The sequence below is a fragment of the Nocardia goodfellowii genome, from assembly GCF_017875645.1.
Lineage (GTDB): Bacteria > Actinomycetota > Actinomycetes > Mycobacteriales > Mycobacteriaceae > Nocardia > Nocardia goodfellowii.
Window position 1 is genome coordinate 2502166 of the sequence record NZ_JAGGMR010000001.1, and the last position, 18136, is coordinate 2520301.

General features: G+C 66.5%; 15 protein-coding genes. 6 read left to right on the top strand and 9 right to left on the bottom strand.

Features of this window, described 5'->3' with window-relative positions; genetic code table 11:
* Positions 1–47 precede the first annotated feature (47 nt).
* Genes BJ987_RS11140 through BJ987_RS11155 form a run of 4 tightly spaced genes read right to left on the bottom strand, consistent with a single transcriptional unit; the run spans position 48 to position 3471 of the window.
* On the bottom strand, positions 48–755 hold the full coding sequence (locus tag BJ987_RS11140) for an ABC transporter permease (protein WP_209887807.1): 708 nt from the start codon (positions 753–755) through the stop codon (positions 48–50).
* On the bottom strand, positions 752–1402 hold the full coding sequence (locus tag BJ987_RS11145; protein WP_209887810.1) for an ABC transporter permease: 651 nt from the start codon (positions 1400–1402) through the stop codon (positions 752–754). The genes BJ987_RS11140 and BJ987_RS11145 overlap by 4 nt, the downstream gene beginning before the upstream one ends.
* Positions 1399–2559, bottom strand: coding sequence for an ABC transporter ATP-binding protein (locus BJ987_RS11150; RefSeq protein ID WP_209887814.1), 1161 nt, complete (start codon positions 2557–2559; stop codon positions 1399–1401). The genes BJ987_RS11145 and BJ987_RS11150 overlap by 4 nt, the downstream gene beginning before the upstream one ends.
* 9 nt (positions 2560–2568) lie before the next feature.
* Positions 2569–3471, bottom strand: coding sequence for an ABC transporter substrate-binding protein (locus tag BJ987_RS11155; protein WP_209898190.1), 903 nt, complete (start codon positions 3469–3471; stop codon positions 2569–2571).
* Positions 3472–3645: 174 nt separating this feature from the next.
* Between BJ987_RS11155 and BJ987_RS11160 the strand changes: the two genes are divergently transcribed.
* The 6 genes from BJ987_RS11160 (at position 3646) to BJ987_RS11185 (ending at position 10875) form a co-directional block, all read left to right on the top strand.
* Positions 3646–4572, top strand: coding sequence for a glycine betaine ABC transporter substrate-binding protein (locus BJ987_RS11160; protein ID WP_245365904.1), 927 nt, complete (start codon positions 3646–3648; stop codon positions 4570–4572).
* Between the two features lie 112 nt (positions 4573–4684).
* Positions 4685–5389 (top strand): PadR family transcriptional regulator, encoded by a 705-nt coding sequence (locus tag BJ987_RS11165; RefSeq protein WP_209887816.1) that lies wholly within the window; start codon positions 4685–4687, stop codon positions 5387–5389.
* A 26-nt stretch (positions 5390–5415) separates the two neighbouring features.
* Positions 5416–6897 carry a DHA2 family efflux MFS transporter permease subunit gene (locus tag BJ987_RS11170; protein ID WP_209887819.1) on the top strand — a complete coding sequence of 494 codons (1482 nt, stop codon included), beginning with the start codon at positions 5416–5418 and terminating at the stop codon, positions 6895–6897.
* An 85-nt stretch (positions 6898–6982) separates the two neighbouring features.
* On the top strand, positions 6983–8497 hold the full coding sequence (locus BJ987_RS11175) for a DHA2 family efflux MFS transporter permease subunit (protein WP_209887821.1): 1515 nt from the start codon (positions 6983–6985) through the stop codon (positions 8495–8497).
* A gap of 306 nt (positions 8498–8803) precedes the next feature.
* Complete coding sequence (locus BJ987_RS11180; protein ID WP_209887823.1) at positions 8804–10231, top strand: AAA family ATPase; 1428 nt, start codon at positions 8804–8806, stop codon at positions 10229–10231.
* Positions 10228–10875: a DUF4276 family protein gene (locus tag BJ987_RS11185; protein WP_209887825.1), complete on the top strand. Its 648-nt coding sequence runs from the start codon at positions 10228–10230 to the stop codon at positions 10873–10875. Before BJ987_RS11180 ends, BJ987_RS11185 begins: the two co-directional genes overlap by 4 nt.
* Positions 10876–10933: 58 nt before the next feature.
* On the opposite strand, the gene BJ987_RS11190 is transcribed toward BJ987_RS11185, so the two are convergent.
* The 5 genes from BJ987_RS11190 to BJ987_RS11210 all read right to left on the bottom strand — a co-directional run bounded on the left by BJ987_RS11190 (position 10934) and on the right by BJ987_RS11210 (position 18102).
* Positions 10934–12751: a molybdopterin-dependent oxidoreductase gene (locus BJ987_RS11190; protein WP_209887827.1), complete on the bottom strand. Its 1818-nt coding sequence runs from the start codon at positions 12749–12751 to the stop codon at positions 10934–10936.
* 148 nt (positions 12752–12899) lie between these two features.
* Positions 12900–14693, bottom strand: a complete 1794-nt coding sequence (locus BJ987_RS11195; protein WP_209887829.1) for an AMP-dependent synthetase/ligase — start codon at positions 14691–14693, stop codon at positions 12900–12902.
* 121 nt (positions 14694–14814) lie between these two features.
* Entirely contained in the window at positions 14815–15732 is a 918-nt protein-coding gene (locus tag BJ987_RS11200) for an alpha/beta hydrolase (protein WP_209887831.1), read from the bottom strand.
* Between the two features lie 9 nt (positions 15733–15741).
* Positions 15742–16572 (bottom strand): SDR family NAD(P)-dependent oxidoreductase, encoded by an 831-nt coding sequence (locus BJ987_RS11205; protein WP_209887842.1) that lies wholly within the window; start codon positions 16570–16572, stop codon positions 15742–15744.
* Positions 16573–16575: 3 nt separating this feature from the next.
* Positions 16576–18102, bottom strand: coding sequence for a flavin-containing monooxygenase (locus tag BJ987_RS11210; RefSeq protein ID WP_209887844.1), 1527 nt, complete (start codon positions 18100–18102; stop codon positions 16576–16578).
* Positions 18103–18136: the final 34 nt, after the last annotated feature.

Consider the following 18136-nt stretch of genomic DNA (forward strand, 5'->3'; position numbering starts at 1 on the left):
GCCGACCAGGGCCCCGTTCCATCCGGAGCGGGGCCCTTGTCGTGGGTTCAGTTGGTGGGTTGCGGGAGACCGGCCGAGGTGATCGGGGTGCGGCGCAGGCGGCCGGTGCCGGGGGCGCCGGCCCAGACCGCGAAGGCGAGCAGGCCGTCGAGGGCCATGGCCAGCAGGGCGACCAGCAGTGCGCCGACCAGGACGCGGTCGTAGCGGTAGAGGCCGATGCCGTCGAAGATGTAGCGGCCCAGGCCGCCGAGGTTGACGTAGGCGGCGATGGTGGCGGTGGCGACGACCTGGAGGGTGGCGCCGCGCAGGCCGGTCAGGATGACGGGCAGGGCGTTGGGTACTTCGACGCGGAACAGGATCTGGCGTTCGGTCATCCCCATGGCGCGGGAGGCGTCGACCACGTCCGCGGGCACATTGGCGATGCCGGCGTAGGCGCCCGCGAGCAGCGGCGGGATGCCGACGGTCACCAGGGCGAGCAGCGGCGGGACCAGGCCGAGTCCGAGCAACAGCACCAGGAAGGTGAGCAGGCCGAGGGTGGGCAGGGCGCGCATGGCGTTGGCGAAGCCGACCAGCAGCGCCGAGCCGCGGCGGGTGTGGCCGATGACCAGGCCCAGCGGGAGCGCGACGAGCGCGGAGGCGGCGACGGCCAGGAAGCTGTACCAGAGGTGTTCCAGGATGCGCTGCGTGATTCCGGTGGGGCCGGACCAGTTGGCGCCGTCGGTCAGATATTGCCAGGCTTCGACGAAAAGGTTCACGTCCCGGCCCCTTTCGCGGTGCGGACCCACGGTGTGCCCCAGCGGCCCAGGGCGTACAGCACGCGGTCGACGAGCAGAGCGAGCGCCAGGGTGACGATGATGCCGGCGACGATCTCGTCGGTGTAGTTGCGCTGATAGCCCTGGGTGAACAGCACGCCGAGGCCGCCGCTGCCGATCAGCGCGCCCACCGACACCATGGCGATATTGGTGACCGCGATGACGCGCAGGCTGGCGAGGAACACCGGAATGGCAAGGGGCATATCAACGGTGAGCGTGCGGCGCAACGGGCTGAATCCGACCGCGTCGGCCGCGTCGAGCACGGTCGCGGGCACCGAATCCAGGGCGGCGGGCACCGCGATCAACAGCAGTGCCGTCGAATAGATGGCGAGCGCGATGATGACGTTGAGCGGATCGATCGTGGAAATCCCCACCAGCGGCGGAATGATGACGAACAGCGCCAGCGACGGAATGGTGTAGGCGAGGCTGGACACCGCGGTGGTGATCTTTCGCAGCGTCGGCACCCGGCGGATCAGCGCGCCCGCCGGGATCGCGATCACCAGGCCGATCAGCAGCGGCACCAGCGCCAGCTTCACATGGGTTCCGGTGAGGTCCAGGATGTCGGCGAAATTGTCGATCAGGTAATTCACGCCGGATCCTCGGCCAGACCGTGCTCGAAGACCTGGCGATTGCGCTGGGCGTCCTCGGCGGCGCGCTGCTCGGCGAGCAATTGCAGCACCTCGGTAGCAAGCACGCCGCCGCGCACCGCGCCCGAGTCATCCACCGCCACACCGATTCCGGACGGCGACGAGATCGCCGCGTCCATCGCTTGGCGCAGGTCGCCGTCCGGTGCGAACAGCGAACCGCCCGCCGAGACGCTCAGCGCCAGCGGGCGTCCGGCGCGCATCGACTCCACGCCGGTCACATCGACCCAGCCGACCGGCTTGCCCGCCTCGTCGACCACCAGCACCCAGTCGCCGAGTTCCAGCCGGAGCCCGCTGATCCGGTCGGCGGTGGCGGTCTGGATCTCGTGCAGCGGAACACCTCGCGCGGTCCGGAACGACAGCCCGCGATACCCGCGGTCGTGACCGACGAAGTCGGCGACGAAATCGGTGGCGGGCTGGGCCAAGACCTCGCGCGGCGTGTCGTACTGCTGCAGCACGCCGCCGCGGGCGAACACCGCGACCTTGTCGCCGAGGGTGATCGCCTCGTCGATATCGTGGGTCACGAACACGATCGTCTTGCGCAATTCCGCTTGCAGCCTTTGCATTTCGGCCTGCAACTCGGCCCGCACCACCGGGTCCACCGCGCTGAACGGTTCGTCCATCAGCAGGATCGGCGGATCCGCGGCCAGCGCCCGGGCCACGCCGACCCGCTGCTGCTGGCCGCCGGAAAGTTGCGCCGGATAGCGTTTGGCGAGAGCGCGGTCCAGCCCGACGCGGTCGAGCACCTCCAGTGCGGCGGCCCGGGCGGCCTTGCGTGAATCTCCCCGCAGCACCGGCACGGTCGCGACATTGTCGAGCACCGTGCGGTGCGGCAGCAGGCCGCCGCTCTGGATGACATATCCGATACCGAGCCGCAGCCGCACCGGGTCGACCGTCGAAATATCTTGTCCGTCAATGGTGAGCACGCCGCTGGACGGCTGGATCATCCGGTTGATCATCCGCATCGAGGTGGTCTTGCCACATCCGGACGGTCCGACGAACACGGTGAACGACCCGGAGGGGATCAGCAGATCCAGGTCGGTGACGGCTCGGGTGCCGTCCGGATAGATCTTGCCGATCCCACGGAATTCGATATCGGACACCGGGAACTCCTAACTGACGGGCTTGTCGAGTCCCTGGGTGCGGATCCACTCCAGCGCGGCGGCCTTGGGTTCGGTCTTGGCCTTACCCGAGACGGCCTCGTTGAGCTTCAGCAGACCTTCGGTGGTGAGCTTGGCCGACACGGCGTCGAGCACCTTGGTCGCCTTGTCGGTCTTCTTCTTCGCGTTGAACAGCGGCACCACGTTCTGTGCCGGGAAGTTGTTTTTCGGATCGGCGAGCACCACCAGGTTGTTCTCCAGGATCGCCTGCGAGGTGGTGAAGATATCGGCCGCGGTGACCTGGCCTTCGACCAGCGCGCGCACCGTGGCGGGGCCGCCGCCGTCGGCGATCGGCACGAAATTGGCGGGCGCGATGTCCAATCCGTAGTTCTTCTTCAGTCCGGGCAGGCCGCCCGCGCGTTCGGCGAATTCCGCGGGCGCGCCGAATTTCACCTCGGCCGAATGCGGAGCGAGGTCACCGATCGAGGTCAGATTCCATTTCTCGGCGGTCGCCTTGGTGACGACGACCGCGTCGGAATCCTGGGCCGGTGCGGGCTGGGCGATGGCGAGTTCGTCCCCGAGCGCCCCGGCCAGGGCCTTGTCGACCTCTTCGGAGGTGGCGGCGGTCGCGTTCTTGTCCAGGTACTGCAGGAGATTGCCGGTGTACTCCGGGATCACCGAGATCGCGCAGCTGCGCAACGCGGGCACGTAAGCTTCCCGGCTGCCGATGCGGAATCGGGTGTCCACCTGGAACCCGTTGATCCGCAATACTTCGGCGTAGATATTGGCTACGGTCTCCGATTCCTGGAAGTCCGCCGAGCCGACGACGAGTCCGTCTCCCTCGCAACTTCCTTTGCTGCCCAGCGGATCCGAATTGCCGCAGGCGGACAGGACCATGGCGACGGCGAGCGCCATCGCGGCGGCGACGAGTCTGGCAACGCGCAGCGCCAGCCCCGGCGCCGAACGCCGGGGGGCGGGAGTGGTCGTGGTTTTCACGGGAGTCCTTCCGGGCAAGGCGTGCTCGAGCGTGTGGCCCGCGGCGAAGAACCGGGCCACCGGTACATTCTGGATGTCCATACTGCCCGTTGCATGATGTTCCTGTTCACTACGGAGAGTTGGAGTCGCCGGATGGTGCTGGCCGTGTCGAGGCGGATGCTTACCCGGGCGCTGGTCGTCGTGCTGGCCGCGGTGGCGGTGTCCTGCGGAAACGAGTCCACGCCGACACCGGGTTTCGTGGTCGGGGCGGGTGATTCGCTGGAGTCCGGTCTGCTCGCCGAAATCTACGCGGGCGCGCTGGCGCGGACCGGTTTGTCCGTGTCGGTCAAGAATCAGCTGGGGGACCGCGCCGACTATCTGGCCGCGCTGGATGCGGGCACGGTGTCGCTCGTCGGTGACCACAGCGGGGAACTGCTGGAGTTCTTCGACAGCGGAACCCAGGCTCGCACCCCGGCCGAGGTGACCAAGGCGCTGCACAGTTCGCTGCCGGAGGGACTGGTTGTCGCCGACGCGGCCGACGGCACCGATATGCGTCCGCGCGTGCTGATTCCGGCCGCGGCGGCCGAGGGGGAGCAAATGCGTTCGCTCGCAGCGCGTTGCGCGGATCTGCGGGCGGGGACAGCGCCGGTGCCCGCGGTGCTGCGCGCGCCGGACGCGCCGATCCGGGTGGCCGGGTGCGACTTCCGGGAGACGATCACCCTGCTCGATGCCGATGATCTGCGCGAAGCGTTGCTGGACGGGCGGGTTCAGGCCGGTCTGCTGACCGGTCCGGCCGCGTTGGCGCCGCACCCGCTGGACGGTCTGACGACACTCACCGATGACGACTACGCGTTGCGCGCGGAGAACGTGCTGCCGGTGTTGCGCAAGGGCAGTCTCGACGCACTGCGGCTGAAGAAGCTGAACTACGTCGCCGGGGAGCTCACCACCGACGAACTCGTCGAGATGATCCGCCGGATTCGGGCCGGCGAGACCAGCGCGGGTGATGCGGCCCGGGTCTGGCTGGACGCGCACGCTCTCTAGACCTGACCCCCGCAAGGAAACCAGGGCGCTTTGCGGTCTTGGAGTTCCACACCGTATATTCCGTGTGGAGTATTCGAAGTGGAGCAATCCGGGCGGCAGGAGGTGAAGACGGATGGAGCGCACAGCGCGTCCCGCCGTGACGGCCCTGGGGATCTCCGTGCTCGCGCTGCTGGAGGAGCGGCCCATGCACCCCTACGAGATGTATCAACTGCTCCTCGCACGCGGTGAGGAACTCCTGGTGAAGGTGCGGCCGGGCTCGCTGTATCACACCATCGCGCGGTTGGCCGAGCAGGAACTGGTCCACGCCGACGGTGTGGAGCGAGCGGGGAACCGTCCCGAACGCACCACCTATCGCATCACCGACGTGGGCCGGAAAGCCTTGCGCGCCAGGATCTCCGAGATCCTGCGGGCACCGAGCTCGGAGTATCCGATCTTCCCGGTCGCCTTGGCCGAGGCGCACAACCTGCCGAGCCACTGCGTGGTCACCCTGCTGCGGGAGCGCCTGGAGCATCTCGGTGCCGACCTCGCCGACCTGACGATGATGCGTGAGTGGGCCACCACACACGGGGTGGCGCGCAGGTACTGGCTGGTCCTGGAGTACTTACAGGCCACCCTCGGCGCCGAAGTGGAATGGATCACCCACCGCATCGACGAGTTGGAGAGCGGCGCACTCGAGTGGGAGGAATTCGATCCCGTTACCGGCGCCCGGCGCTCCCAGCCCGAACATCCCTGGCCGGGCAGCGACCCCGCCCACGACGCACTCCCACCGGCGCCGCGCCGATCCGCTCGGGCGGCCCGGCGGCCGCACCTGTCCTAGCGCTACCTCTGATTGGAACGAAAGCGATGCCAACTCAACGTAATCCGTGGCTGGCGCTCGGCGCGCTGGTCGTCGGCTTCTTCATGATCCTGCTGGACATGACGATCGTCGCGGTCGCCAATCCGGCGATCATGCGCGGACTGCACGCCGATGTCTCCCAGGTGATCTGGGTGACCAGCGCCTATCTGCTCACCTACGCGGTGCCGCTGCTGGTGACCGGACGGCTCGGAGATCGCTTCGGCCCCAAGAACATCTACCTCATCGGTCTGGTCGTCTTCACCGCCGCGTCACTGGGTTGCGGTCTGTCGGGGACCATTACCCAGTTGATCGTCTGGCGGGCGGTCCAGGGTCTGGGCGCCGCGATGATGACGCCGCAGACCATGGCGGTCATCACGCGCACCTTCGCGCCGGACAAGCGCGGCGCGGCCATGGGACTGTGGGGCGGCGTGGCCGGGCTCGCGACGCTCGTCGGGCCGATTCTCGGTGGCGTGCTTATCGATTCGCTGGGCTGGGAGTGGATCTTCATTGTCAACGTGCCGGTCGGCATCATCGCCTTCGGGCTGGTGGTGTGGCTGGTGCCGGTGCTGCCCACGCGCGCGCACAAATACGATCTGCCGGGTATCGCGCTCAGCGGTGTGGGGTTGTTCCTGCTGGTCTTCGGGTTGCAGGAGGGCAACACCTATGATTGGTCGCCGCGTATCTGGTTGCTGATCGTGGGCGGGCTGGTCTTCCTGGCGCTGTTCGTGCTGAACCAGGCGCGCAACAAGGACGAACCACTGATGCCGCTGGAGTTGTTCCGCGACCGCAACTTCGCGCTGTCGTCGCTGGCCATCGCCACCATGGGCGCGGCGGTGACCGCGCTGATGGTGCCCGCCTATTTCTATCTGCAAGCGGTACGCGATCTCTCGCCCACCGAATCCGCGCTGGTTTTCGCGCCGATGGCGATCGTCACCGGCATCCTGTCACCGTTTGTCGGCAAATTCTCGGACAACGTGGCGCCGCGGATCGTGCCGACGGTCGGATTCGCGGCGTTCTCGGTCGCGGTGTTCTGGTGGGCGGTGCTGATGGCGCCGGACTCCTCGCTCGGCTGGTTCCTGGTCGCCGCCGCGCTCGCCGGGATCGCGAACGCGTGCATCTGGGGTCCGCTGGCCTCCACCGCCACCCATAACCTGCCGGTGCATCAGGCCGGTGCGGGCGCGGGCATCTACAACACCACGCGCCAGGTGGGTTCGGTGCTGGGCAGTGCCGCGATCAGCGCGCTAATCGCGGCGCGGATGTCGGCGAACGGGCTGGGCGGTGGCGCTCCGGCCGGTGAGGGCGCTGCCGGACAGAGCGCCGTCCCGGCACAGATTCGGGACGAGTTCAGTGCCGCGCTCAGTGAAGCCATGCTCTTGCCGGCGGGCATCCTGCTGGTCGGCGTGCTGGCCGCGGCGCTGTTCGTCAGCCACAGCCGTGGGGCGAAGAAACCGGTGGACGAGTCGGCGAAGGCTGAACCAGTGGCGCGGTGAATCGCGAGGGCGGTTGCATTCACGGTGCGCTCCCTTACCCTGGGCAACGTTCTGGTTAACAGATGCTCGGTCGAAAGGAACGCCCATGTCCGTGGCTGCCGGCACCGATCGCAATCCTTGGCTCGCGCTGTTCGCACTGGTCGTCGGATTCTTCATGATCCTGCTGGACATGACGATCGTCGCGGTCGCCAACCCGGCGATCCTCGCGGCTTTCCACGCCGATATCTCCCAGGTGATCTGGGTGACCAGCGCCTACCTGCTCACCTACGCGGTGCCGCTGCTGGTGACCGGACGGCTCGGTGACCGCTTCGGTCCCAAGAACGTCTACCTGGTGGGACTGTTCGTCTTCACCGTCGCGTCCCTCGGTTGCGGGCTGTCCGGGAGCATCGGTCACCTGATCCTGTGGCGTGCCGTGCAGGGCGTCGGCGCGGCCTTGATGACGCCGCAGACCATGGCGGTGATCACCCGCACCTTCCCGCCGGACAGGCGCGGCGCGGCCATGGGACTGTGGGGTGGCGTGGCGGGGCTGGCCACCCTGGTCGGCCCGATTCTCGGTGGCGTGCTGGTGGATTGGCGCGGCTGGGAATGGATATTCTTCGTCAACGTGCCCGTCGGCATCGCCGCTTTCGTCTTGGCGCTGTGGCTGGTGCCCACCCTGCCGACCCAGCTGCACGAATACGACGTGCCCGGCATTCTGCTCAGTGGCGGGGGAATCTTCCTGCTGGTCTTCGGAATTCAGGAGGGCAACAACTACGACTGGTCCGCGCGCATCTGGCTGATGATCGCCGCCGGACTGGTGCTGCTCGCGATGTTCGTGCGGAATCAGCAGCGCAATTCCGGCGAGCCGCTGCTGCCGATGAGCCTGTTCCGCGACCGCAACTTCGGTCTGTCGAACCTGGCGATCGCCGCTATGGGGGCGGCCGTCACCGCCATGATGGTGCCGTCGTACTTCTATCTCCAGGCGGTACGCGAACTGTCACCGACGGAATCCGCGCTGGTCTTCGCCCCGATGGCGGTCGTCACCGGGCTCTGCGCCCCGCTCATCGGCAAGGTCTCCGACACACTGCATCCGCGCATGCTCCCGACTTTCGGTTTTGTCCTCTTCACCCTCGCCATTCTGGCGTTCTCGGTGTTGATGCGGCCGCACACCGCCCTGGTCTGGTACCTCGTGGCGGCCGGTTTCGCCGGCCTGGCGAACGCGTGCATCTGGGCCCCGCTCGCCTCCGCCGCCACCCACAACCTCCCGGTCCACCAAGCGGGTGCTGGCGCGGGCGTCTACAACACCACCCGCCAGGTCGGCTCGGTGCTGGGCAGCGCCGCCATCAGCGCGCTCATCTCCGCCCGTGTCGCCGCCCACGGACTCGGCAGCGGCAAGATCGCCGAAGGCGGTGCGGGCCAAGGGCCCATCCCCGAACCCGTCAAGGAAGCCTTCAGCGCCGCCCTCGGCCAATCCATGCTCCTGCCCGCCGCCATCCTGCTCGTCGGCGTGCTCGCCGCGGCCCTGTTCGTCAGTCACGGGCGGTCCGCGCCCAACAGCTACACCGACGACCCCGCGTCTTCAGCGCAGCGTACGAGTAATGGTGGGACGATGACCATGTGAGCGAGTTGCTCCGCCGGACCGCCGTCTTGACTGCCATCCTCGACCTCGCGGACTTCATTGAGCGGTGGTTCTCAGTGTCCTACTGTGGGGCGGCGATGGCGTTGCCGGAAGGTATATGAGCTCGAAGCAGCGTCACAGGCGCGGAACAATTGGCGCCAGTGTGATGGCTTCGCCGTGACTTCCGGACCGGCGCCCTGCCGAGGCAGGCCACCCAAATTCGTGATAGAGGTACCACCTCACCCGGGCGGCGCCGGGTTGTTGGGCGTTGCTCGTGTCTCCGGAGAGGGAACTCGGTAGCCTGAGGGCATGCTCACCAGGCTGGAGATTCAGGGATTCAAAAACCTTCTTGATGTTCAGGTGGATTTCGGCCCGTTCACCTGTATCGCTGGTGCGAATGGGATGGGCAAGTCGAATGTGTTCGACGCCATTGAATTTCTCGCACATCTCGCAACCGAGCCGCTGGTCGAAGCATCGCAACGGGTGCGTAGTGCATCAGGGGTTCGTGGCGGCGACCCCCGCGACCTGTTCTGGGATGGCTACGGAGACCACGAGCAACGGATGTGGTTTGCTGCGGAGATGATCGTACCGGCCGAAGTCGAAGACGACCTCGGTGCGTCTGCTTCTGCAACAACCACTTTTTTGCGCTACGAGCTCGAACTTGGCTACTCGGCACCCGAAGGGGATAGCAGCTTCGGGCGGTTGGCGCTGCATAGGGAGGAGCTTCGGCACATCAATCGGGGTGACGCGCCAAAGCACATCCATTTCCCGCATAGCGCAAAAAATTTCCGCAATGAGGTGATTACCGGGCAGCGGCGCGGCGGAGCTTTTCTTTCGACCGGAGAGCGTGACGGCGCGACTGTCATCAACGTCCATGGCGACGGGGGAAGTTTTGGAAAACCGCAACCGCGCGGCGCCGCGCGTGCAGGCAGAACCGTGCTCAGCACAGTGACCACCAATGACTATCCGACTATCCTCGCTGCTCGACGTGAGATGCAGAGTTGGCACAGGCTTGCGCTGGAGCCTTCGGCATTGCGGGCACCAGATGGTTTTTCCGACCCCCGGTCGATGGAAACGAACGGGCGGCATCTCGCGGCGACGCTGTATCGAATCGCGAATGAGTCAGTGTCAGGTGCCGAAAATCCAGAGTCCGAGGCCGTCTACGCGCAAGTCGCTGACCGGCTATCCGATCTTTCCGGTGTAGACGTGGAAAGTTTGCGGGTCGAGCCCGATAAGGTTCGCGAGGTATTCACTTTATTTCTGCGGGAACGCAGCGGGCTTCAACTGCCTGCCCGCGCATTGTCCGAAGGCACGCTCCGTTTTTTGGCGCTGTGTGTCCTACTGGAGGACACCACCTTCACAGGTTTGGTTTGTATGGAGGAGCCGGAGAACGGCATTCACCCAGCGAACCTCCCCGCGATGGTTCAGTTGGTGCATGACCTGGCAGTGGACCCCAAAGAGAAGACTGGCCCCGGAAACCCCTTCCGGCAGGTCATTATCAATACGCATTCACCCGGCGTTGTCCAGTTGTGTGATCCCGCGGATCTACTTTTGGCGGAGACCCGTCCGTATCGCACACCGGATGGGACTATAACGACGGCTCTGTCACTACTGCCGTTTAGCGGTACATGGCGTTCGACCCCAGGAACGGTCACGGCCTCGAAGGCGGATTACGTGCCGTATCTCGCGGCACCCGCAGGGGCACAACTTCGGTTGCCATTGGATATAGCCGGATGAGGCACACAGTCTACTCAGGACTGTTCGTTTGCGAGGGCACCTCGGATCTGCCCCTCGCTGAAATTGTCGAGACACTCTTTATCGAGCGCGGTGCCGATACCCGCTTGAGCCGTCCAGACTATTCATTGCTCGGCAGGGTTCCCAAGGATGTGCAGTCGCGGGTGCGTGCGGGAGTGGAACTAATGGATGGTCCCGTAGACCTCATTGTCATTCATCGCGACGCGGACAACGCAGGGACCGCCCAACGGCGTGATGAGATTACTCGCGCTGTGACCTCAGTGCTTCCGGCCGCTGCTGCGGTTCCGGTGATTCCGGTTCGGATGACTGAAGCATGGTTGCTACTCGATGAGGACGCTATTCGACGCGTCGCCGGTAACCCGAAGGGACGTAACGGCCTGGGCTTGCCGTCGGTGCGAAAAGTGGAATCAGTGCCTGACCCCAAGCAGCTACTGCAGCAAAGTTTGCTGAAAGCTGCAGACTGCACAGGGCGCCGCCGCGAACAGGTGGCCAAACGATTCAACGAGCATCGTCGGCAGTTGCTGCAAAGGGTCGACTGGTCTGGTCCGATCAGCGAACTACCGAGTTGGCGCCAACTAATTGCAGACATCGAATGTGCCGCCGAACTCTTGACATCGCGGAGGTGATGGATCACGGTTTCCATACTTGCTTTCCAGACTCCGGCGGTTGGTTCGGGCACGTGAGTCAGCTGACCTGGACGTTGACCGAGGGGTAGCCGGTGGCGCCGTCGGGGATGACGTCCTGGAATTCGGCGGTTTGGGGTTGGCCGGTGGCGTCGGTGGCGCGGGCGCGGATGGTGTGCGGGCCGGGGGTGGCGTCCCAGTCGTAGACCCATTGCCGCCAGGTGTCGATGGATTGGTCGGCCGAGAGGCGGGCGGGTTGCCATGGGCCGCTGTCGATTTGGACTTCGACCGCGGTGATGCCGCGGTGCTGGGCCCAGGCGATCCCGGCGATCGGGACGCGGCCGGCGCTGAGGCGGGCGCGGGCGCGGGGAGTGTCGATGCGGGAGGCGGTTTTGATCGGGCCCTGGGCGGACCAGCCACGGCGGGTCCAGTAGGCGGTGGCCCGGTCGAAGCGGGTGATCTCCAGGTCGGTGACCCATTTGGTGGCCGAGACGTAGCCGTAGAGGCCGGGCACGACCAGGCGGGCGGGGTAGCCGTGCGAGACCGGCAGGGGTTCGCCGTTCATGCCAACGGCGAGCAAGGAGTCGCGGCCGTCGGTAAGGGCGGAAAGCGGTGTGCCGCAGGTCCAACCATCCTTGGAGGTGGACAGCACCATGTCGGCGTCCGGGTGCGCGCCCGCTTCGGCGAGGAGTTCGTCGAGCCGGTAGCCGCGCCAGAGGGCGTTGCCGATCAGGTCCCCGCCGATCGGGTTCGAGACACATGCCAGGGTGATCAAGCGCTCCACCGCGGTCCGGTTCGCGAGATCGGCCCAGCTGAGCGTGATTTCGCGATCGACCAGGCCGTGGATGCGCAGGGACCAGTCCTCGATCGAGACCTGCGGGACGGTCAGCGCGGTGTCGATCCGGTAGAACTCCGAGTTCGGGGTCAGGTAGGGGGCCAGGCCGGGGATCTGCAGATCCGCTTCCGGCGTAAGGGAAATCGGGGGGCCGCTGGGTTGCGGGAGTCGCACGGCCGCGCGCTCCACCGAGACGTCGGCGCGCTGTAGCCCGAGCAGCCGTCCGCCCACTCCGGCCGCCACCGCCAGCCCGCCGGTGATCAGGATGCCGCGCAACAACGTCCGCCGTTCCGGCAGCGCGATCTGTGGCGCGACCGGCACCGGCGCTGCGTGGTCCTCGGATCGTGTTGGGGCGGTGGCGGTCTCGACGGAGTTGATGTCAGAGGCATCGGATCGTGTTGGTGTAGGAGCGTTCTTGACCGAGTCGGTGTCAGAGGCGTCGGATCGTGTTGGTTCGGAAGCGTTCTCGACCGAGTCGGCGTCGGAGACGTCCGATCGTGTTGGATTGATGGCGTGCTCGAGCGAGCCGGAGGCGATGGTCGCGGATGGGGCCGGAGAGATCGGGCTCTCGGCCGCGCGGGGTTCCCCGACCTCGGATCGAGCCGCGACGACCGCGTTTTCCGCGTCGTCGATCATCGCGGTCAGTACCCGCAGCGCGTAGATCCCCGCAGCGACGCCCAGCACCGTCGGCAGCGCACCCGGCGCCCCGGTACGGCCCACCGCGATGACGGCGACCAGCACCCCGAACAGGCCCAGCAGGAGCGACCCCGCCGCCCGCTTCGCGCGTTCGACCGCACCGGCGATCCCGGCGAACACCGCCGCCACAACCCCCATACACAGGTACAGCACCGCTTTGTCATTGGTGCCGAAGGTCTGGATTGCCCACTCCCGCAGCCCGTCCGGCGTGTGGTCGATGACGGTCGAGCCGAGCACGACCAGCGGGGCGCTGTCCGCCCCGGTGAACGCGGCGACCAGCTCGGCCACACCGAGGGCCAGCCCGGCAGCCAGAATCCCCGCAACCACCCGGAAACGCAGTTCGGCCATGGCCAGAGCCTACTGGCGCCCGCGCGGAATCCGCGCCTCCCGCGGCAGGCATGCGCGCCGGACCGGGAGCGCCCCGGACGGCGGGGCGAGGCCTTACGCGAAAGGCGCTGCCCGCGAATCGACTTCGCGGACAGCGCCTTCGGTTACCTCAGTTGTAGATCGCGTCCACGTCGGCGGCGTACTGCTTCATCACCACGTTGCGCTTGAGCGACATCTTCGGGGTGAGCTCGCCGGTTTCCTGGGTCCAGTCGACCGACAGGATGCGGATCTTCTTGATGGCCTCGGCCTTGGAGACCTTGTGGTTGGTCTCGGCGACGGCGGCGTCGATCTCGGCGACCAGGGCCGAGTTCTCGACCAACTGCTCGATCGGCGTGTCGGTGGCGACGCCGTTGCGTTCCTTCCAGCCCGGCAGGGCTTCCGGATCGAGGGTGATCAGCGCGCCGATGAAGGGCTGACCATCGCCGACCACCATGACCTGGCTGATCAGCGGGTGCGCGCGCAGGGAATCCTCGAGCACGGCGGGGGAAACATTCTTGCCGCCCGCGGTGACGATGATTTCCTTCTTGCGGCCGGTGATGGTGACGTAGCCGTCGGCGTCGACGGCGCCGAGATCACCGGTCTTGAACCAGCCGTCGGTGAACGACTCGGCGGTGGCCTCGTCGTTCTGCCAGTACCCGCCGAAGACCGAGAAGCCCTTCAGCAGCAGCTCGCCGTCCTCGGCGATCTTGACCGCATGGCCTTCGGTGGGCTTGCCGACCGAGCCGACCCGAATGTTCTCGGGGGTGTTCACGGTGACCGCGGCGGTGGTCTCGGTCAGGCCGTAGCCCTCATAGATGGTGACGCCGACGCCCCGGAAGAAGTGGCCCAGGCGCGCGCCGAGCGGGCCGCCGCCGGAGACCGAGGCCTCGCACTGCCCGCCCAGCGCGGTGCGCAGCTTGCTGTAGACGAGCTTGTCGAACAGGGCGTGCTTGAGCTTGAGCACCAGGCCCGCGCCGCCGTTGTCGAGCGCCTCGCTGTAGGCGATGGCGGTGTCGGCGGCCGCGTCGAAGATCTTGCCCTTGCCGCCGTCGTGCGCCTTCTGCTTGGCGCTGTTGAACACCTTCTCGAACACGCGCGGCACGGCGAGGATGTAGTGCGGGCGGTAGGCGCCGAACTGGTCGACCAGGGTGGTCCAGTCGGCGGTGAACCGGATGGTGACCCGGGCGTCGAAGGAGGCCAGGGTCAGCGCACGGGCGAACACGTGGGCCATGGGCAAGAACATCAGAGTCTTCTTGCCCGGACCCATGAACTTGTCCGCCGCGATGCGGTCGGAGCGGGACTGGCCGTACAGGTTCGCGTGGGTGAGCGCGACGCCCTTGGGACGGCCGGTGGTGCCGGAGGTGTAGATGAGGGTGGCGGGCGATTCCGCGCCGACCTGCTTGCGGCGCTCGTGCACCACGCTGTCGTCGAGGTCCGCGCCCCGCGCGATGAGCTGGTCGACAGCACCCTGGTCGATCTGCAGGGTCTCGGCCAGATCGGGCAGCGCGCCGTCCTCGATCTCCGCGATGGTGGCCTGGTGCTTGTCGTTCTCCAGGATCAGCAGCTTGGTCGCCGAATCCTGCAGGATCCACTTGGCCTGTTCGGCGGCGGAGCTGTCGTAGATCGCGACGGTGCAGCCGCCGGCCGCCCAGATGGCGAAGTCGATGAGCGCCCACTCGTAGCGGGTGGCGGCCATGATGGCCACCCGGTCGCCGACCTCGATGCCGGAGGCGATGATGCCTTTCGCGACGCCGGTAACGGCTTTCGCGAATTCGGCGGCGGTCACATCGGTGAAGCCGCCTTTTTCGTCCGGCACGTTGAACAGGACCGCGTCGGGCGACTGTTCCGCGTGCCGGAAGACGTTGTCGGAATTGTTCGCGTCTGCCGGGATTTTGTAAGAAGCCGGAACTTCGAACTCGCGCATCAGTGCCCTTCCACGTGGTTTACTCGCCAGTAATCTACGACACCTAAGTGGCGGTCGCCATATCGACCACCGGAAACCCGCGCGGCACGCCGCCCACCGCCGCTGAAATCGAGAATCGAAATCATCCTAGATCGCGCATCGACACTGGCTGGACCGCCTCTTTGAGGAAATCCGCCAGCTCCCGCACGGCCGCCGCCGCGGGTGCCACGAAGGCCGCCTGCGCCTGCGCGACATGCCACAGTCCCTGGCTTTCGGTGAACCGGACATGCACGCCCGCGGCCCGCAGTGCGGCAACCAACTCCACGCACTGGCTGTGCAGCAGTTCACTCACGTCGACCTGGACGTAGGTGGGCGGCAGCCCCTCGAGAACACCGCGCAGCGGCGCGTAGCCGGTGTCCTGGCTGTCGCCCTCGCCCAGGTAGGCGGCGGCACAGGCCCGCGACCATGCCCGGTTGATCACCAGGTCGCTGTCCTTTTCCGGGACGACGTTCGGGTCGGTCCAGGGTGCGATCAACCCGAGGGCGGCCGGTGTCAGGCCGTGCTGGGCGATCAGCCGCTGGGCGGTGGCCAGGCTCAGCCCGCCGCCGGCCGAGTCACCCGCGAGGGCGATCTGGTCGGCCCGGTAGCCCGCGTCGGCGATCAGTTCGCGAAATGCCGCGACGGCGTCGTCCAGCCCGGCCGGGAACGGGTGTTCCGGCGCGAGCCGGTAGTCCAGCAGGTACACCGCGCACCCGGTGTGGTGCGCCAGTCGCGCGGCCAGTGAACGGTGCGTGGCCAGCGAGCCGACCGCGTATCCGCCGCCGTGCAGGTACAGCACCGCACCTTCGGCGGATCGGCCACGGACAGTGAGCTTTTCGGCGGGACGCCCCGCCAGCCGGAGCCGATGCACGACGGTGTCGCCGGGCAGCCACTGCAGCACCGATCCCAGATCCATCAGCTTGCGCTGCATCGGGTACGACAGCCGCGCGTTGAAAATGGCCGGAAACATCCGCCGCAGTACGGCTTTGGTGAGGGGCAGGGGAATATTGATGTCGCGCATCGGTTTACCTCAGGGCTGAACGGCCCGGTTCACCACGGCGGAGATCCGCTGGTAGCCGGAAGCGGTGATTCGGACGAAGGCGTCGAGCAGTTTGGCTTCCCAGCCGATCAGCACGCGACCGTGGCGCTTGCGCACGCCCTCGGTAATGGTCTGCGCGGCCATCTCGGGGGTGTGGATGGCCAGCTTCGCGTCGAACATGGCGGCGGCCTTCTTGCCGTCGATGCCCTCGGCGAAGGTGGAGTTGCGCGCCACCGCGGTCTTGATGCCGCCGGGGTGTACGCAGGTGACCTCGACCGGGTGCTTGCCGAGGATCATCTCCTGGCGCAGCGACTCGGTGAAGCCGCGAACCGCGAATTTCGCCGAGTTGTAAGCGCTTTGGCTGGGCACGGCGATCAGGCCGAACAGGCTGGAGATGTTGACGACATGGCCCGCACCGGATTCCATCAGCATCGGCAGGAAGGCCTTGGTGCCGTTGACGACACCCCAGAAGTCCACGTCCATGATGCGTTCGATGTCCTTGAACTCGGACTTGATCACATCACCGTGGTAGGCGATACCCGCGTTGTTGTAGATCTGGTGCACGACCCCGAAATGCGCTTTCACGGCGTCGGCGTAGAGCAGCACGGCTTCCCGCTCGGCGACATTGAGCCGATCCGATTTCACTTGCGCGCCAAGGGCTTCGCAGCGGCGGACGGTTTCGGCCAGACCTTCGGTGTCGATATCCGACAGCGCCAGTTTGGCGCCGCGCTTGGCCAGGTTTTCGGCGAGGGCGCGTCCGATGCCGGAACCGGCGCCGGTGATCACGCAGACTTTGTCCTTGAAGTAAGCATCGTTGCCCACTGTTTATGCCACCACTTTCTTCTCGCCCGCAGACGACGTCGTCTCGTATGCCGATACGTCGAACTTCTTGGTCAGCCTACGGAATTCGAAGGTGAAGTCCGGCCACAGCGTCGTATTGTTACCGTGCTTGTCGAGGTACCAGCTGGCGCAGCCGCCGGTGTTCCACACGCTCTTGGACAGCTTGCGCTGCAGTTCCTTGTTGTAGTCGTCCTGCACCTCGCGGCGTACCTCGACCGTGCGCAGGTCGAGCCGGTCCACGGTGGCCAGCGCGTCGGCGATGTAGTTGATCTGCGATTCGATCATGAACACCATCGAGGTGTGCCCGAGGCCGACGTTCGGGCCGAGCAGGAAGAACATATTCGGGAAGTTGGCGATGGCCGAGCCCTTGTAGCCCTGCTGGCCGATCTCGTCGAAGACCTCCGAGAGCGTGCGGCCGTCCTTGCCCGCGATGGTGTTGTAGGTCGGGGAGTCGGTGACGTGGAAGCCCGTCGCCACGATGAGGGCGTCGATCTCGCGCTCGGTGCCGTCTGTGGTGACGATCGAGTTGGCGCGGATCTCCTTGATGCCCTCGGTGACCACGTCGACGTTGTCGCGGCTCAGCGCCGGGTAGTACTCGTTGGAGATCAGCATGCGCTTGCAGCCGATGCGGAAGTTCGGGGTGACCTTCTTGCGTAGCTCCGGGTCCCGAATCTCGTACTGCAGCTTGGCCTTCGCCAGCAGCTCAAAGCCCTGCATGATCGCGGGCAGCTTGGCCAGGCCGACGACCTGGGTCTCGCGGGCGGCGTAGATGGCGGCGCGCGACAGCTTCTGCACGCCGGGAATGTGCTTGAACGCGAAGCGCTCCGCGGCCAGGTAGGGACGGTCCATGCGGGGCAGCAGCCACGGCGCGGTGCGCTGGTAGACGTCGAGGTGGCCGACCTTCGCCGCGATGGCGGGCACGATCTGGATGGCGGAGGCGCCGGTGCCGATGATGGCGACGCGCTTTCCGGTCAGGTCGGCGTCGTGGTTCCAGCGGGCCGAGTGGAAGACCTCGCCCTCGAAGTCGTTGATGCCCTTGATATCCGGGAGTGCCGGTTCGCAGAGCGCGCCGACCGCGGAGACCACGGTGTCGGCGGTGAAGCTGCCCTGGCTGGATTCGATCTCCCACTGCGAGGTCTCGGTGTTCCAGCGGGCGCTGGTGACATCGCAGTTGAACAGGTGCTTGTCGAGCACGTCGTATCGCTCCGCGACGCCGCGGATGTACTGCTGGATCTCGCCCTGCTTGGAGAACGAGCGGGTCCAGTTGGGGTTGAGCGCGAAGGAGTACGAGTACAGGTGTGACGGCACATCGCAGGCCGCGCCGGGGTAGGTGTTATCGCGCCAGGTGCCGCCGACATCGCTGCCGCGCTCCAGGACGAGATAGTCGTTGCGACCCTGCTGGCTCAGCCGGATAGCCAGCCCGAGCCCCGCGAATCCACTGCCGATGATGATCGTCTTGGCATGGCGGGTGGGGTGGTTGCCGACAGCTTTGTCTGTAACCTTGCGACTCATGTAACCGAGACTACGGTCTTATTGAGCACGAGTC

What these genes read in the sequence shown, in the direction of transcription:
- BJ987_RS11170 (WP_209887819.1), top strand. Translation starts at nt 5,416, where the DNA reads ATGCCAACTCAACGTAATCCGTGGCTGGCGCTCGGCGCGCTGGTCGTC.
- BJ987_RS11155 (WP_209898190.1), bottom strand. Translation starts at nt 3,471, where the DNA reads ATGGCGCTCGCCGTCGCCATGGTCCTGTCCGCCTGCGGCAATTCGGAT.
- BJ987_RS11195 (WP_209887829.1), bottom strand. Translation starts at nt 14,693, where the DNA reads ATGCGCGAGTTCGAAGTTCCGGCTTCTTACAAAATCCCGGCAGACGCG.
- BJ987_RS11200 (WP_209887831.1), bottom strand. Translation starts at nt 15,732, where the DNA reads ATGCGCGACATCAATATTCCCCTGCCCCTCACCAAAGCCGTACTGCGG.
- BJ987_RS11210 (WP_209887844.1), bottom strand. Translation starts at nt 18,102, where the DNA reads ATGAGTCGCAAGGTTACAGACAAAGCTGTCGGCAACCACCCCACCCGC.
- BJ987_RS11160 (WP_245365904.1), top strand. Translation starts at nt 3,646, where the DNA reads ATGATGTTCCTGTTCACTACGGAGAGTTGGAGTCGCCGGATGGTGCTG.
- BJ987_RS11190 (WP_209887827.1), bottom strand. Translation starts at nt 12,751, where the DNA reads ATGGCCGAACTGCGTTTCCGGGTGGTTGCGGGGATTCTGGCTGCCGGG.
- BJ987_RS11180 (WP_209887823.1), top strand. Translation starts at nt 8,804, where the DNA reads ATGCTCACCAGGCTGGAGATTCAGGGATTCAAAAACCTTCTTGATGTT.
- BJ987_RS11185 (WP_209887825.1), top strand. Translation starts at nt 10,228, where the DNA reads ATGAGGCACACAGTCTACTCAGGACTGTTCGTTTGCGAGGGCACCTCG.
- BJ987_RS11175 (WP_209887821.1), top strand. Translation starts at nt 6,983, where the DNA reads ATGTCCGTGGCTGCCGGCACCGATCGCAATCCTTGGCTCGCGCTGTTC.
- BJ987_RS11165 (WP_209887816.1), top strand. Translation starts at nt 4,685, where the DNA reads ATGGAGCGCACAGCGCGTCCCGCCGTGACGGCCCTGGGGATCTCCGTG.